General features: G+C 68.1%; 8 protein-coding genes, 1 other RNA gene and 1 pseudogene. 1 reads left to right on the forward strand and 9 read right to left on the reverse strand.

Annotated features, from left to right (window positions below):
- Window positions 1-122: 122 nt before the first annotated feature.
- The 8 genes and pseudogenes from QRM60_RS09485 to QRM60_RS09520 all read right to left on the reverse strand — a co-directional run bounded on the left by QRM60_RS09485 (window position 123) and on the right by QRM60_RS09520 (window position 13,996).
- The gene (locus tag QRM60_RS09485) at window positions 123-2,597 is read right to left on the reverse strand and encodes a GH92 family glycosyl hydrolase (protein WP_285446071.1); all 2,475 of its coding nucleotides are present in this window, start codon (window positions 2,595-2,597) and stop codon (window positions 123-125) included.
- Between the two features lie 97 nt (window positions 2,598-2,694).
- Window positions 2,695-5,568 (reverse strand): annotated as a pseudogene (locus QRM60_RS09490) (TonB-dependent receptor).
- A 539-nt stretch (window positions 5,569-6,107) separates the two neighbouring features.
- Entirely contained in the window at window positions 6,108-6,497 is a 390-nt protein-coding gene (locus tag QRM60_RS09495) for a DUF2628 domain-containing protein (protein ID WP_011039284.1), read from the reverse strand.
- Between the two features lie 107 nt (window positions 6,498-6,604).
- The gene (locus tag QRM60_RS09500) at window positions 6,605-8,353 is read right to left on the reverse strand and encodes a diguanylate cyclase (RefSeq protein ID WP_285446072.1); all 1,749 of its coding nucleotides are present in this window, start codon (window positions 8,351-8,353) and stop codon (window positions 6,605-6,607) included.
- A gap of 230 nt (window positions 8,354-8,583) precedes the next feature.
- Window positions 8,584-9,762, reverse strand: a complete 1,179-nt coding sequence (locus tag QRM60_RS09505; RefSeq protein WP_285446073.1) for a sugar diacid recognition domain-containing protein — start codon at window positions 9,760-9,762, stop codon at window positions 8,584-8,586.
- A 50-nt stretch (window positions 9,763-9,812) separates the two neighbouring features.
- Complete coding sequence (locus tag QRM60_RS09510; RefSeq protein WP_285446074.1) at window positions 9,813-10,988, reverse strand: glycerate kinase; 1,176 nt, start codon at window positions 10,986-10,988, stop codon at window positions 9,813-9,815.
- 34 nt (window positions 10,989-11,022) lie between these two features.
- Window positions 11,023-12,333 carry an MFS transporter gene (locus QRM60_RS09515; RefSeq protein ID WP_285446075.1) on the reverse strand — a complete coding sequence of 437 codons (1,311 nt, stop codon included), beginning with the start codon at window positions 12,331-12,333 and terminating at the stop codon, window positions 11,023-11,025.
- Between the two features lie 412 nt (window positions 12,334-12,745).
- On the reverse strand, window positions 12,746-13,996 hold the full coding sequence (locus QRM60_RS09520; RefSeq protein ID WP_285446076.1) for a dipeptidase: 1,251 nt from the start codon (window positions 13,994-13,996) through the stop codon (window positions 12,746-12,748).
- A 309-nt stretch (window positions 13,997-14,305) separates the two neighbouring features.
- Here QRM60_RS09520 and QRM60_RS09525 point away from each other — a divergent pair, with 309 nt between their 5' ends.
- Window positions 14,306-16,177: an Svx/AvrXca family virulence/avirulence protein gene (locus QRM60_RS09525; RefSeq protein WP_285446077.1), complete on the forward strand. Its 1,872-nt coding sequence runs from the start codon at window positions 14,306-14,308 to the stop codon at window positions 16,175-16,177.
- A 120-nt stretch (window positions 16,178-16,297) separates the two neighbouring features.
- Here the strand turns inward: QRM60_RS09525 and QRM60_RS09530 are convergent.
- Window positions 16,298-16,372, reverse strand: a non-coding RNA gene (locus tag QRM60_RS09530) — sX9 sRNA.
- Window positions 16,373-16,440 lie beyond the last annotated feature (68 nt).

Genomic DNA, 16,440 nt, shown 5'->3' on the forward strand with positions numbered 1-16,440 from the left:
GGCGAAGGTTTAGCGGTGGAAGTCTGCTGCCGCGCGTGAGTCAGTGGCTTTGCCTCGTACCCTCACTCCAACCCCTCTCCCTGCGGGAGAGGGGCTTTCATCCGTCAGCCTGATGCTTGCGGTCACTGTGCGGCGGCAGGCGTTGCGCAGAACGAGGTGGGCAATGCGTCCGTTTGCGTGCCCCAGCCCTGAGTGGGCGCCTGCTTGGTGAGCGCAAACGACAGCGTGCCGCCTTGCTGCAACCGGGCCCAGTCCAGGAATACCTGCGGCTGCGGCTTGCCGTTGACGCGGACGCCATCGACGTACTGCAGCGTGCGGCCATCGGCGCCGGGGGCGTCGATGCGCAGGCGCTTGCCGTTACCCAGGTCCAGCGTGACCCGCTTGAAGCGCGGCGCATGCAACAGGAATTCGCCGCTGCCCGGCACCGCCGGATACAGGCCGAAGGCACTGAACAGGTACCACGCCGACATCGTGCCCAGGTCATCGTTGCCGGTGACGCCGTTGGGCGCATTAGTGAACAACTGCTGCGCGGCGCGCACCACGGTGGCGGTCTTCCACGGCTGGCCGATCAGCGTGTACATCCACGGGGCGTGCAGGTCCGGTTCGTTGTTGGGGTTGTAGCGGTACTGGTTGTAGTAGCTGTACGGGCCCACCACCCAATGCGTGCGTGCGCCGTTGCCGAGGTCCTTCAACAGGTCGTCGTAGGCGAAGAAGGTGTCCAGGCGTTTGCCTGCCTGTTCGCTGCCGTGCATGGCCTGCAGCATGCCGGGGATGTCCTGCTGCAACAGCCACTGGTATTGCCAGGCGGTGCCTTCGTGGAAGCCGTGCTGCGAGCGCGGGCTGTAGTGATCGTCCGAGGGTGCGTACCAGCTGCCGTCTTCCAGCCGCGGGCGCGGAAAACCGCTGAAGCCGGTGTCGGCATCGCGCACGTCCGCATCCCAGACGCGGTGCCAGTTGCCGCCGCGTTGGCGCAACTGCGCGCTGTCCTGTGCATGGCCCAGCGCAGCGGCCATCTGCGCCAGGGCGCAATCGGCCAGCGCGTATTCCAGCGTGGCCGAACCGCCGTGGTGCGGGTCCACGTCCATGCCCTTGGAGGGGAAGGCGCGGTCGTATTGCACGTAGCCGTTGGCCAGGTAACTCGCGTTGCCGGAGCGGCCGGCGTGGCGCGAATTGGTGGGCGGCTGGCCGAAGGCGTTCTGGCGCAGCGCGGCGTAGGCCTGCGCCTCGTTGCCTTGCAGCGCGCCGAAGCGCCACAGGTCGACCAGGAAGGGCGTCACCGGGTCGCCGGTCATGATGTTGGTGTCGTAGTTGGCGTAGCCCCAGCGCGGTAGCCAGCCGCCCTGCTGGTGGATGGCCAGCAGCGAGCGGCCGATGTCGCGCGCGCGCTGCGGGCGCAGCAGGGCGAGCAATTGGTTCTGCGAGCGGTAGGTGTCCCACAGCGAGAAATACTCGTAGTAGGTCCAGCCGTCGGCGCGGTGGATCGCATCGTCGTAGCCGCGGTAGCGGCCGTCGGCATCGCTGCCGGTGAGCGGCTGCAGCAGGGCGTGGTACAGCGCGGTGTACAGCACGGTGCGGTCGTCGCGGCCCGCGCCCTCCACCTGCACGCTGGCCAGTTCGGTGCGCCAGGTCTGCTGCGCGCGCTGGCGCATCTGCTCCAGCCCCAGCAGCGTGCCGCCCTGCATGCCGTCGGCGCGCAGATTGGTGCGCGCGCCCTCGGCGTCCACGTGCGAGATGGCGCTGACCACGGTCACCGCGCGCGCGTTCTTGCCCTTGCCCAATGGGAAGCTCAGCCAGGCGCCGTTGGGCTTGAGCTCACCGCCCATGCTGTGGCGCGCGCCGGGCACGCCGCCGTCTTCGCCCCACACCCCGAACGCGGTGAACGGGCGGTCGAATTCCAGCCGGAACCAGGTGGTGTATTCCTGGCCGCCGCAGAAGCTCTGCGTGGTCAGCTTGCCTTCCACCACGCGGTCACCCACCAGTTGCACCTGGCTGCCGATCACCACGTGGCGGTCGTTGGCCTGGGCCACGTTGATCAGCACATGGCCGGTGTCGGCGCCGGGCGCGAAGGTGTAGCGCTCGGCGGCGGCGCGGGTGAGCGCGGTGGCCTCGGCGTCGATGCCGCCGTAATCGGTCAGGCGCACTTTGTAATAGCCGGCCTGCCCCACTTCGCCGTCGTGGGTGTAGCGCGCGGCATAGCGCTTCTGGTCGAAGGCCTTGGCGTCGCCGGTATCGAAATCACCACCGGGGCCGATGCTGCCGGTCACCGGCAGGATCGACACCTGCCCGCCCTGCTCCCAGCAGCCGGCCCCGGACAGGAACGAATGCCCGAAGCCGCGGATGCTGGGGTCGTCGTAGCGCCAGCCGGCGTAGTGCGCGCCGATCGGGCTGACCTGGATCAGGCCGAACGGCGCCGACGCGCCGGGGAAGGTATTGCCATCGTCCTTGCTGCCGATGAAGGTGTTGACCTGCGCCGGGTCCTGCGCGGCCAGTGGGCCGGCGAGAGTGACACCGAGCAGGCACAGGCCGGCGGCGGCGCGGCGCCACCAGGGGCAGGCAGCGGATACGGCAGGGGTGGCGCTGGGCACGACAGACAACATGCGGGAATCACCTCGGGGGAGAGGGCGACGCGGACGTCGCAGGTGGGAAGCGTGCCTGCCGCAGCAGGGCGCCGGCAGGCACGCGCGCAACCGCGTTCTAGAAATCGAACACGTATTCTGCCGCGATCTCGCGGCCAACCGGGCTGAACAGGCGGCTGTTGTAGAACTCGTAGTCCAGCTTGTACGGGTCCTTGTGGTTGTAGCCGGTGCTGTTGAAGACGTTGTTGACGTACAGGTTGAGCTTCATCGCCGGAGTGATGCGCTAGCCGACATTGACGTTCCAGGTGATCGCCGGGCCTACGCGGCCGAAGTACTTGCGTGTGCTCTGGCCGAAGGTGGGGCTGTTGGGATCGGTGTCGGTGCAGTTGGCGCGGTCGTCCGGCACCCCGCCATCGGCAAACGGCACGCAGCCGCCGGGGTTGTCCAGCCGGTCCAGGCCCCAGTGCGAGCGCACGCTGGGCACAGCGCCGACGCGGTCGCCGTAGACGGTGGCGTTCCAGTTGCCATACAGCCAGCTCACACTACCGCGCAGCTTGCTGCGGATGTCGCGGTCGCGGCGCTCGGGGTTGGGGTCGGTGCGGTAGGTCTGCTCGCGCATCGAGCGCAGGTTGGTGTAGTCAAGCCCCATCTGGAAATCGCCGAAACCGGTCTTGAGCTGGTAGCGCGCCGACAGGTCGATGCCGCTGACATCGCGCTGGGCCAAGTTGATCGGGCCGCGCTCGATCGCGGTGATCGCGCCGCTGCCATCGCGCTGCACGCGCGCCAGGATCGAGGCGCAGTAATCGGCGCCGCCCGGGTTGGACCAGGCCTGCCCGGGCGTGATGGTCAGCCCGGTGCGGCAGCCGGCCTCGTCGCGCAGGATGGTAGTCTCGTCGATATCGCGGATTTCTTCGTCCAGGTGGATGCGCCAGTAGTCGGCGGTGAAGGAGAAGTTCTCGAACGCATCCCAGACAAAGCCCACCGTCCACGAGTCGCCCAGTTCCGATTCCAGATCCGGCGTGCCGCGGCGGTTGATCGCAAACGGATAGGTCACCGCGGTGTTGTCGCCGGTGCAGTTGTTGGTCTGGTAGGCGCCGCTGGCGATACAGCGGTACTGGTCCAGCGTGCGCACCTGCGCCGAGCTGGGCTGGCCGAGCAGGTAATGCATGTCCGGGGCACGGAAGCTGGTGGCGTAGCTGCCGCGCAGCAGCAGGCTGTCGATTGGCCGCCATTGCAGGCCGGCGCTCCAGGTGGATTCCTTCTGCGTGCCGATATCCAGCAGGTTGGCGTCATCGTTGAACGCCTCGTAGTCGCCATAGCGGTCGTAGCGACCGGCCAGCGTGGCGGTGAGCGTGGTGGTCAGCGGCACGCTGAACTCCAGGCCGCCCGAGTAACGGGTGCGCTCGCCACCGCCGCGGTCCACGTTCTGCACTTCGTAATCGAGGTTGGCGCGCGGGTCCGGGTTGAGCCGGTAGCCCTGCTGCGCGGCTTCGACCACCGCGGCAAATTCGATCGGCCCGGCCCAGCCGTCGAACAAGGTGCCGCTCAGGCTCAACGCGCCCTGATTGACCCAGGACGCGGCGCGGTTCACCGAATGCGCACCGATCTGCGCGTATTGCCCCGGCGTCAGCGGAGTCCACCAGCGCGCGCGGTCCAGGGCGTAGGCCGGCAGGCCGTCCACGGTGCCCAGCTGCGGGCCGAGGAAATAGTCATTGGCGCGTTGCCAGTCCACGGTGGAGATGCGTTCCTGCACGCGGTAGTACGAGCGGCCCAGCGAGGCATCCCAGTCGAAGCGGCCGTCGGCCAGGGTGCCGCGCAAGCCGGCGCTGATGTCCCAGGAGCGCTCGCGGTTGCGGTTGCGCAGGCCGGCCTGGCTGCCGACTTCGTTGGCGGTGAACTGGCGCACGCCAATCAACTGCTGGCCGCTGGTGACGTCGTAGAAGGCCGGGTAATCCAGCCCGGCCGGCAGCTGCACATACGGCGGCGAGGTGCCCCACTGTGCTTCGGAATCGAACACCGCCAGGTTGGTCCAGGCTTGCACGCCGTTGCCGAATTCCCAGGTGCCGTACAGATAGCCGGACAGGTCCTTGCTGCCGCTGCGCAGCAGCCAGTCGCCGTAGTCGGCGCTCAGCCCGCACAGCTGGCCGGTGTTGGTGGTGGTGTCGGTATTGCGGTTGTAGAGCAGCCGATCAGCGCGGTAATAGGCGCCGCCAAACTGTTCGCACGCGCCCGGTGGCGGCGCCTGGCGGGTGCCGGTGGCGTTGTCGATCAAGGCAATGCCGCTGCTGGGGCGAAACCCCACCCGGCGCTGCTCGGTGGTCCAGGCGCTGTAGGGCGCGTCGCTGGCGTCGTCCATCTGCGGGCGGTCGCGGCCGAACAGCGGGTCGCGGCTGGTGTACTGCAGCGCGTAGGTCACGCTCCAGTTGTCGCCGGTGCGCCCGCCGGCCCAGGACACATCTGCGGTATCGCGCCCGCCCTCGGTGGCGGTGCCGCCGCGCATGCGGAACTGGTCGCCGCTGTAGTTCTGCTTGAGGATCACGTTGACCACGCCGGCGATCGCGTCCGAGCCGTAGATGGCCGAGGCACCACCGGTGAGCACTTCCACCCGGTCCACCGCCGCGGCGGGGATGTTGCTGTAGTTGGAGACGTTGCTCTGCCCGTTATAGGGCAGCGGGTAATCGGCCACGCGGCGGCCGTTGACCAGCAGCAGGCTGCGGTTGGGGCCGAGGTTGCGCAGGTTGAGCGGGCTGGCGTTGGGCGTGTGCGAGCCCCAGCTGACATCCGCCTCCACCGTGCCGATCGCCTGGTTCAACGTGCCGAGCATGTCGTAGACGGTGGTGAAGCCCTGGGCGCGGATCTCCTCCGAGCCGATGATCTGCACCGGCGCCGGCCCTTCGGCCTGGACACGCTTGATGCGCGAGCCGGTCACGGTGACGGCGTCGAGTTGTTGCGGATCGGCCTGCTGCGCCAGCGCCAGCAACGGCGACAGCATGGCGAGCAAGAGGGCCTGGGACAGCACACGCGGGCGGTGACAACGGGAATCGGTCATTCAAGCGTCTCGTCGGGGGTGGTGGTGCGACGGAAAGACTTCGTCTTTTCAAACACTTGCGGGGGACAGTGTGCTTTGGATCGATCCAAATCTGGCGCGACGTGTGTCACGGTGTGGCAAAGATTAAGCAAGGCTAAACCGTGGCGCCATACTGCGGCGCAACAGACCGTACGGACTCAAGCGGAAGGCCACGCCCGGATATGTAAGGAATTCAGGCAGTTGCCGTGGGCTCAGTACGGGAGTTGACGGCGTGCAAGCGCCGCTAACGGTTTTGCCCGCTTGTAGCCCCACTAAAAGCGGTCAAATGGCTTGATCGTCCGTCATTAGCGGTTCAAAGCCTGCTTATTCTGCGTACGAGCGAGTGTCGGCTCATGGACCCGCTGCGCAGGCTCAGCAAGCCACAGGCATAAAAAAGCCCGGTCGAGACCGGGCTTGGCAACGCTGCGCAGCGGCGGGAGGGGCCGGCGCGGCCATGCCATGACTTACCAGCGCATGCCTTCGAACGGGTTGAAGCTGGTGCTGCCCTTCACCTTGTCCAGGTAGTAGGCGTAGTTGGCACTCATGCCGGCCAGCAGGGCCAGCGGGATGCTCAGAGCGTTGCCCAGCGAGCCGGGCAGGAACGAGGCGATGATGCCCACCACCAGCCCGATGCCGATCAGGCCCAGCGCCTTGCGCCACAGGCCCAGGATGAAGAAGTAGATGAAGCCGAAGAACAGCGCGTAGAAGTTCATGCCGACCTTGAGCTTCTCGCCGAACGGCAGCGTCTTCAGCGTTTCCTTGTAGGCAGGATCCTTCGGGCCGCCATGACGGTCGAAGAAATCGAAGCGGAACTGCCACTTGGGGCTGAGCTGGGTGCGATCGAAGGTGTCCATTCCGTACCAATGTGATTGAAAACGTTTACATGATAGGCGATCGCGTATTCATGAGCACGATTTTTCGGCACGCGGGACATCACCAGGGAACGAGGGGCGCTGCGCCGTCAGCGCTGGTCGGTGGAGCTGCTGCCGCGGCGGGAGCGCCGCAGCGCATACAACGACTTGTCGGCACGGTCGACCACCGCCGCCAGCGCCTCGCCGTCCTGGCGCAGCGCGTTGCCCAGGGTGAAGCGGATCGGCGCATTGTCCGCCGCGTCCAGATAGTCGCGCGCCAGCGCGCTCAGCTGCGCAGGTGTGGGCTGATGCAGCAGCACCAAAAACTCGTCGCCGCCCAGTCGCACCAGGCGGTCCTGGGTGCGCAGCGGCTGGTTGAGGAACCAGGCCATCTGCACCAGCACTTCGTCGCCGCGCTGGTGGCCGTGGGTGTCGTTGACCAGCTTGAACTTATCCAGGTCCACCACGATGCAGCCCCAGCGCACGCTGGGGTCGCGCTTGTCCAGCTCGTCCAGATAGCGACGGTTGAAGCAGTTGGTCAACGGGTCGGTGAAGGACCATTCCAGCAGCTGCTTTTCCTGCTTGTATTGGTTGGTCACGTCCTGCGCATGCGCCAGCACCACGGTGCCATCGGCTTCCACGTCGAGCACGTTGTGGTACTGCCAGTGGCGCAGGCTGCCATCGCCGGCGACCAGCTCGATCACGCCCGAGTCCTGGCCATCGAGCACCATCCGCGACAGATAACCGTGCAAGGCGGCATGCCGTTCCGGGCGCACCAATTCCACCAGCGCGCGGCCTTCCATGTCCTCGACGCTGCGCCCGAGCGAGCGCGCGGCGGCCGGGTTCACGCTGATCAGGCGGCCGTCCATGTCGTGGGTGCAGATCAGCCCCAGGCTGTACTGGAACATCTTGCGGAACTTGCGCTCGCTGGTGGCCAGGGCGTCCACCGCGCGGTGGCGGTCGGTGACGTCCTGGACGGCACCGATCAGGCGCATGCGCCCATCGGTCATGTCCATCGCACCGGTGCTCTGCACCCATAAGTGGCGGCCGGTGCTGCTGATCAGCGGCAGCTCCAGGTCCCACGGCGTGCCGTCGCGCACACAGGCTTCCACCGCCTCGGTGATCACCGCGCGCGCGTCCAGCGGATAGAACGCGATCGCCTCGCCCAGGCTGGGCCGGTAGCCCGGTGGCAGATCGTGCAGGCGGCAGGTCTGGTCAGACCAGCTCAAGGTGCCGCTGGCCACATCCACCTCCCAGCCGCCCACGCCGGCCACTCGCCCGGTGCGCTCCAGGAACGCTTCGCTCTCGCGCAGGCGCTGCTGCAGCTGGGCGTTGGTCTCGGCACGCTCCAGCATCAGGCGGCGCTGCTCCAGGCCTTCGGCCGCCACCCGTGCCAGATGCCGCAGGACCTCCAGCTGGGCCGGTTGCAGCTGTCGCGGGCGCTGGTCGATCACGCACACCGTGCCCATGCGCAGGCCATCGGAGAGCACGATCGGGGCACCGGCGTAGTAGCGGATGCCGGGTGCGTCGGTGACCAGTTCGTTGCCGCTGAAGCGCGGGTCGTCCGACGCATTGGGCACTTCCATCACTGCGTCATCGAGAATGGCGTGCGCGCAGAACGCCAGCTCGCGCGGGGTCTGCGACACGCCCGGCAGGCCGACGTTGGCCTTCCACCATTGGCGGTGCTCGTCCACCAGCGACACCAGTGCGATCGGCGTGCCGGCAATGGCCTGCGCGGCGGCGGCCAGGGCGTCGAAGAACGGTTCGGCTTCGCTATCGACCACCTGCAGCAACGCCAGCCGCGCCAGGCGGTCGGTCTCGTTGGCCGCAAGCGGCGCTGCTACGTGACGCTGTTTCAACGTGGTCGCTCGCCCGATGTCATCCGCGCAGTCTAGCGGAGCAGGCAAGCAAGACCGCGTGGCCGTTCCGTGCGCTGCCACGCAGATGTGCCGCTGGCCGAGGGGTGCAACGGCATGTGCGGCTGCATCCGGCAGCAGTGCGCGGCAACCGATGCAGCAGTGCCGCATACGCGTGGAATCTGCACGGCATCGCCCGCGTCGTGGCACACGCAGTGACTGCCTGCGCAGACCTACTGCGCGCCCTCGGGCGCGGCCGCGGCGCTGTCCTGGCGCATCTGCAGTGCCAGATACAGGCGCATGCAATCGTCGGTGGTACTGAGGTTCACCGCACACAGGTCCTGGATGCGCTGCATGCGGTAGTCCAGCGTATTTCGATGAATGCCCAGCGCCTTGGCGGTGGGCGCCATGCGCATGCCGTTGGCGAACCAGCACGACAAGGTCTGCAGCAACTGGCCGCGGCGGTCCTGCGTCAGCAGCGCCTGCAGCGGCTTACGCAGTTCATCGGCCTGCCAGGCCTGGCGCAGGTCGTCCACCAATACCGGCAGGCGGTAATCGTCGAAGAAGAAGGCATCGGCGCCCGGCGTGCGCGCCTTGCCGATGCGCATGGTGGTGCGCGCGATCTGGTGCGATAGCGCCAGCCCGTTGGGCTGCGGAAAATACTGGCCCAGCGCCAGGCGGATGCGCAGCGGGCTGCTGGCACGCATACGCTCGAGCAAGGTGTGTGCACGCCGGCGTTGTTCGTCCACATTCCATTGCCCGCGCCGGTCCAGCGCCGGTTTCAGCACCACCAGCTCGTTGAGCGCGGTGGCGGCGATCAGGTTGCCGCGCTCGGGCGTGGACAGCAGCGTATGCAGGCGCTGCAGCTCCACCAGCATGGCGTCCAGATCCAGGGTGTCGCTTTCTACTTCGATCACCGCGGCCACGCGCGGCAGATCCAGCGCGATGCCCAGCCGTTCGGCCCAGCCGGCCAGCGCCGGGGTCGGCCCGTCGGTGCGGATCAGCCCCAGCGTGACCTCCTCGCGCAGGCGCGCGTCGCGGGCCAGCAGGCGCAGCAGCCCGGCTTGTTCGAGCATGGCCTCGGCGGCCATGCGCACCAGTTCGGCCTGTTGCCCGATGCGCGCAGGGTCGCCGGTCAGGCCCACGCAGCCGAGCACGCGGCCATCGACGATCAGCGGCAGGTTGACGCCGGGACGTACTGCGTCGAGCTGCTGCGCCAGCGCCGCGTCGATCTCCACCCGCCCCTGCCGCGACAGCACCAGCAGCGCGCCTTCATGCAGCTGGCCGATGCGCGCGGGGTCGCCGCTGGCAACGATCACGCCGGTGTGGTCCATCACGTTGACGTTGCCGTCGATGATGGTCATCGAACGGTCGACGATGGACTGCGCCAGGGTGCGGTCGAGCGTAAGCATCGCCCTATGCTAAGGGGAACCCGGCGCCGGCCGGCGTGCGCGGCGCACCATCAAGACGCGCGCGCCGGGACCGGAAAGGCCGGTTGTGCCAGCGCCATGCCCACCTGCAACGCCGCGGCCACGTTCCGCGCGGCGATGCGCACATTGCTGGCCGCCTCGGCCAGGGCCTGCTCCACCGTGCAGGCGCGGTGCACCACCGCAAACATCGCTGCGATGCCGTGCGCATGCAGCAGGCCGGCGCCGTTGCCCAGGCACCCGGCAATGGCAATCACCGGCTTGCCGTGGTGCTGCGCCACCCGCGCCACCCCCACCGGGGTCTTGCCATACAGGCTCTGGCTGTCGATGCGGCCTTCGCCGGTGAGGACCAGATCCGCCTGCGCAATGGTGGCGTCCAGGCCCAGTGCCTGCGCCACGATCTCCACGCCCGGTCGCAGCTGCGCGCCCAGAAACGCCACCAGCGCAGCGCCCAGCCCGCCGGCCGCGCCGCCACCGGGCAAGCCGTGCAGGCGCAGGCCGAGGTCGCGCTCGAGCAGGTTGGCGTAGTGCTGCAGGTTGGCATCGAGCTGCCGCACCATGACCGGCGTTGCGCCCTTTTGCGGGCCGAACACCGCCGAGGCACCAGTCGGGCCGATCAGCGGGTTGTCCACATCGCAGGCCACTTCGATGTGGCATTCCTGCAGCCGCACGTCCAGGCCGTCGGTCTCGATGCGGGCCAGCGCCGCCAGCGCACCGCCACCCGCGCCGATCGGCTCATTGCGCGCATCCAGCAGGCGCGCGCCTAGCGCTTGGGCCATGCCGGCGCCGCCGTCGTTGGTGGCGCTGCCGCCAATCCCGATGATGAAGCGCCGCGCGCCGGCATCCAGCGCGGCCAGGATCAGCTCACCCACCCCGGCCGTGCTGGCCTGCAGCGGCGCGCGCTGCGCCGGGGGCACCAGCGCCAGGCCGCTGGCGGCCGCCATCTCGATCACCGCGGTGCGGCCATCGCCGGTCAACCCGAAGAACGCCTGCACCGGCGTGCCCAGCGGGCCGCTGACGGTGCAGGCGATCACCCGCCCGCCGGTTGCGGCGACCAGCGCCTCCACCGTGCCCTCGCCGCCGTCGGCCACCGGCACCTTGGTGTAGCTCCAGTCGGGGAACACCTCGCGGAAGCCAGCTTCGATCTGGGTGGCCACCTCTAGCGCGGACAGGCTTTCCTTGTACGAATCGGGCGCGATGACGATCTTCATGACGGAATGGGCTCAACGAAAAGGGGCACGGGCATCACTGGTTCACCGCCCTGGCCGGTACCCGCAGCACCAACGCGGCGCCCAGCACCATGGCCGCGGCCAGCACGTACAGGGCCAGCTCGGTGCTGTGGGTGGTGTCCTTGATCCAGCCCACCAGATAGGGGCTGACGAAGCCGGCAACCTGCCCGGTGGAATTGATCAGCGCCAGCCCACCGGCCGCGGCGGCGGCGGTCAGAAAGCCGTTGGTCAGCGGCCAGAACAGCGGCAGCCCGCTGACCGCGCCCATCGTGGCCAGGGTCATGCCCAGCAAGGCCAGCCACAGGTGGTCGGTGAGCGCGGCGGCCAGGCACAGGCCGGCGGCGCCCATCAGCAACGGGATCACCAGATGCCAGCGGCGCTCGCGGCGGCGGTCGGCCGAGCGCCCCATCAGCACCATGAACACCGCTGCGGCCAGGTAGGGGATGGCACTCATCAGGCCGATCCGGGTCGGCTCGGTGACGCCGCTGCCCTGGATGATCGACGGCAGCCAGAAGTTGATCGCATACACCCCGCTCTGGATGCAGAAGTACACCGTGCCCAGCATCCACACCGCCGGGTTGCGCAGCACGGCCGCCAGCGAGGTGGACGCCCCGGCTGGCTTGCCCGCTTCATCGGCGTCCAGCGCGCGGGTCAGCGCCTGCTTCTCGCCCGGGGTCAGCCAGCGGGCCTGCTGCACGCCATCGCTGAGCAGAAACCACACGCCAACGCCCAGCAGCACGGTGGGCAGGCCCTGCAGCAGGAACATCCACTGCCAGCCGGCCAGCCCGCCCTGCCCGGCCGAAAAATGGCTCAGGATCCAGCCCGACAACGGCCCGCCCAGCACCCCGGAGATGGGAATGGCCGACATGAAGATGGTCATGACCCGGCCATGCTGCGCGCGCGGGAACCAGCGCGTCAGGTACAGCACGATGCCCGGGAAGAAGCCGGCCTCGGCCGCGCCGGTGAGCAGGCGCAGGGTGTAGAACCCGGCCGGGGTGCGCACGAACATCAGGCAGGTGGAGAGCAGGCCCCAGCTGATCATCATGATCGCCACCCAGCGGCGCGCGCCCAGCCGCTGCAGGATCAGGTTGCTGGGCACCCCGCACGCCAGGTAGCCGATGAAGAAGATGCCCGCACCCAGCCCGTACACGGTCTCGCTCATGCCCAGATCGCCCAGCATCTGCAGCTTGGCGAAGCCGACATTGACCCGGTCCAGGTAGTTGAACAGGTAGCAGACGAACAGGAACGGGATCAGCCGCAGCAGGATCTTGCGGTAGGTGGCGGCCATGCCGTCAGGGTGCGGCAGGGGCCGGGAGACTGGGGTCATCGCACGCTCCAACTCAGGGGTCATCCAGGCGAACCGGACGCCAAAGCGCCCGCATCGCAGAAGGGGTGGACGCATTCTAGTTGGCGCTTTTTCCTGAAATCTTCGGCAGAGCGTTGCCTGTAGTGGCGCTGGCAACCGCCGGTTTTTGTGCAAACACCCAAACGGAGCGCTTCAGCCCTGTCAGCCAAGGCAGCCCACCTAGCCAAGCCAGCCGCTGGCCGCCGCGGGCCCGACCGCTGCCAGACAACCCCCACCATCAGACGCGGCGAGCGCTGCCGCTACCTCAGCACACGGACGCAGGCACTCCCCAGCCGAATCACGCCGCAGCCATCACCCCATCCACCCACAAGCCATCCAGCCCCACCGCTCTCCCTGCACAACGCCCTGCCCCCACCGCGCACGACCAACCGCTTCAACGATTCCCCACTCCCGATTCCCGATTCCCAGCCGCATAGGCCTGCGCCTGCTCCATCACCCGCAGCAGATTCCCACCCCAGATGCCGGCGATCTGCGGCTCGCTATAGCCCTTGCGCAGCAGCCAGGCGGTGATGCGCGGCAGGTCGGACACGTCTTCCAGCCCGACCACGCCACCGCCGCCGTCCCAGTCCATGCCGATTCCCACATGCGCGGGCCCGGCGATCTTGAGCACATGCTCCAGATGCGCGAAGAAATCCTCTTCGGTCGCGCGCTTGACCGGGTAGCGCGCATCCAGTGCCTTGAGCGCTTCACTCAGGGCGGTGCCGTCGGACATCTTCAGATGCTCCCAGCCGCCGTATTGGTCGGCCAGCGCCTTCTCGGCGGCCTTGCGCTCGGGGCTGGCGCCGCTGTCGATGAGATATCCGCCATACGAATTCACCTGGATCACTCCGCCATGCGCGGCCAGCACCTTCAGGCGTGCGTCGTCGATGTTGCGCGGGTGGTTGTAAACCGCCCGCGCGCCGCTGTGCGAGAGCACGATCGGCACCGGCGACAACGCGATCAACTGGTCGAACACCGCATCGGAGGCATGCGATTGATCGATCACGATGCCCAGTGCCTGCGCCTGCTGCACCAGTTGCTTGCCGGCCGGGCTCAGGCCTTTCCACTCGGCCCCTTTCGGGTCGGTGGCCGAATCGGCGAACTCGTTGTTGAGAAAATGCACCGTGCTCATCAGCCGCAGGCCCTGCGCGTAATAGAAGCGCAGCAGCGACGGGTCGGCCACCAGCGGGCTGGCGTTTTCCATGCTGATGTAGACCACGCGCTTGCCGGCGACCTTGATGCGCGCGGCATCGGTGGGCGTGGTGGCCAGCGCGAAGCGTTGCGGCTGCGCGGCCAACAGGTTGTGGATCTTGATCAGCCGCTGCAGGCCGGCGTCGCGGTCATCGAGATGCGCGGCCGCACTGCGATTGCCTTGCCCGGTATAGACCGCCCAGAAGCCGCCATCGAGCGCGCCTTCGAGCATGCGCGGGTAGTCCACCTGCGACAGCCGATTGCCGGCATGGCCCTGCATCACATCGAAATCGGCGCGCTCCAGATTGGCCGGCGTGTCCAGGTGCGAATCCAGCGTGACCAGGCGCTTTTGCAGTGCGCTGGCGCGGGCCAGCTCGGCGGCGGAAAACTCCATCGCGTGTGCCGAGGTGGTGGCGGCCAGCAACAACGACAAATACAGCGTGTGCAGTTTCATGCGGTCTCGCTTGCAGGGGGGGTCACCGGATCATAGCCGCAGGTGTCGGCGCGGCGGGCGCCCGCACTGCGTCATCGGCTGGCCGCCATCGGGCGGGCGCAGCGGCGCAATGTCCACCGGTGCCACAGCACGAACGCCGACCGCGTTGCAGAACCGAATAATCCATCTTCAAACCAATTGCAGACCCGTGCGCGCTGCGCACACTTGCGCCGCCGCCCCTCCAACGGCCTGCCACCGCCTCGCTTCGCCACACCGCCTCGGCGTGTGTGCGGTGGCGTGCGCGCCTTCACTCATGCCCCGAGCGCCCTCATGCCCAACGCATCGCCTGCATTGCCCCGCCGCCTGCCCGCCCGCCGTCTACTGGCCGCCGCCCTGATCGCCACCGGGCTGCTGGGTGCCGCCTCCACCGCCAGTGCGGCCTGCACGGCCGGTACCTGGACTGCGCGCGCCAACGAAGCCGGCATGCCACCGGTGCGTTATGAAACCACGCACTTTGCGTTCCGCTGGAATGGCGACGGCGTGTCCAGCGCCGACGTCCGCGCGGCTGGCGAGCACCTGGAGATGGTCTGGGACAGCTTCATCAATCGCCTGCAATTCCCCGAGCCGGCCTGCACCAGCACCACCAAGACCAAGGCCAGCATCCACCTGGATCCGAGCTTCGGGCTGAGCGGTGGGGTCACCGGCAGCGGCAACATGGGCATGTGGATGGCACCGGGCGGCCTGCGCGATCACTGGGGCCTGGCACACGAACTCACGCACGCACTGCAAGGGCAGACGCAAAGCCTGCGCGACTCCGACTACACCGGTTGGATCTGGGAATCGCACGCCAACTGGATGACCCACCAGCTGCCGGAATTCCACGCCAGCGACGTGCATTGCTCCAGCATGCTGGTGAACTACCCGCACCTGTATCTGGGCTCCACCCGCGATCGCTACTGCAACTGGCAGTTCCTGGAGTACCTCAAGAACCGCTACGGCTACGCCATCATCAACGACCTGTGGGCCAAGGCGCCCAAGCCAGGCGATCCGGCGCAGCGTAGCGCCGATCCATTTACGGTGATCCGCACCAACATGGGATGGACGCAGTCGCAACTGAACGATGTGTTCGGCGATTGGGCACTGCGCAACGTCAACTGGGACTACACCAACCCCGATGGCAGCGATCAGGGCGCGCTGTATCGCGCTCGCTATGGCGGCAATGCATCGTTCGATCCGCAACGCACCCAGGACTGGGACAACCGCGATCGCGCGTTGCGCATGACCGTGCTCGACCCGGTCGCCGGCCAGGCCAACCGCTACCGCGTGCCGTTCGAATGGGCGCCACAGCGCTGGGGCTACAACCTGGTGCAGCTGATCCCCGCTGCCGGCGTCACCAGCATCGGCGTGAGCTTCGAGGGCCAGGTGCAGGCTGCGCCCGCGGTCACCGCATTGCCCGGCCTGGTGACCGACCCGGCCAGCATTCCAGCCCCGGATTCAGACTGGCGATGGGGCGTGGTCAGCATCGACAGCAGCGGCCGCGCGCGCTACAGCGCCCTGCAGCGCGGCGCCAAAGCCAGCGTCACCGTGGCCCTGCGCAGCGGCGACCGCGCGGTGTACCTGATGGTGATGGGCGCGCCCACCACCATGCACAAGATCAAGTGGGACCAGTCCTACTACGCGATCTATCGCTACCCGTGGAGCGTGACCCTGAGCAACGCCGCCGCCGCTGGCAGCCAGCCCGGCGCGCCAACGCCCACGCCGGTGGGCCGCCGGCATGCCAACGGCGGCGGCTGGGTGGCCAACACCGCCACTGTCGCCTCCACCGCCTATGTGGGCCCGTTCGCGCGCGTGCTGGCCGGCAATGTGCTGGGCAATGCGCGCATCGACGGCCACGCCACGGTGATGGGCGGCACCGTGCAGGGCAACGCGGTGCTCGGCGGGCTGACCGTGTGGCACCCCGGCGCGGTGATCGGCAACACCGCGCAGGCCCAGACCGTGTTCATGGGCCCGGGCGCCTTCGGTGCGGTCACCGTGGCCGGCACCACTCAGGTGCGCGGCGATCTGGAGCTGCGCGAGGGCACCACACCTAGCCAGGGCGTGTTCTACGGCTATGCCGACACCGAGACGATGCGCAACCCTGAGTTCGGTGCAGACCTGCGCCAGGCGGTGCCGGAGATCACTGCGCGGCCGGCGGGCTGGTAATCATGCTGTTGCGCTGAGCGTTGGCTGCACCGCAGACAGCGCGCGCTGGCCAGGGAGGCCACGCGTGCGGTGCTGGCGCGATCACGGCCGTGGATCGCGCAGCACGCATGTCTTTAGAGCGGCCAACAAAACGTAGCGAGCAGCCGTCAGGTGGGTGCGGACGGCGCGGAGGAACCGAAGTGTACGTGGGTACATGCCGATTCCGAGCACCGGCCGCGCCCGCCTGGCGGCTGCGCAGTCGTTTTGATAGCTGCTCTTATGTT

The sequence above is a fragment of the Xanthomonas sp. fls2-241-TYG-148 genome, from assembly GCF_030208815.1.
Taxonomy (GTDB): domain Bacteria; phylum Pseudomonadota; class Gammaproteobacteria; order Xanthomonadales; family Xanthomonadaceae; genus Xanthomonas; species Xanthomonas campestris.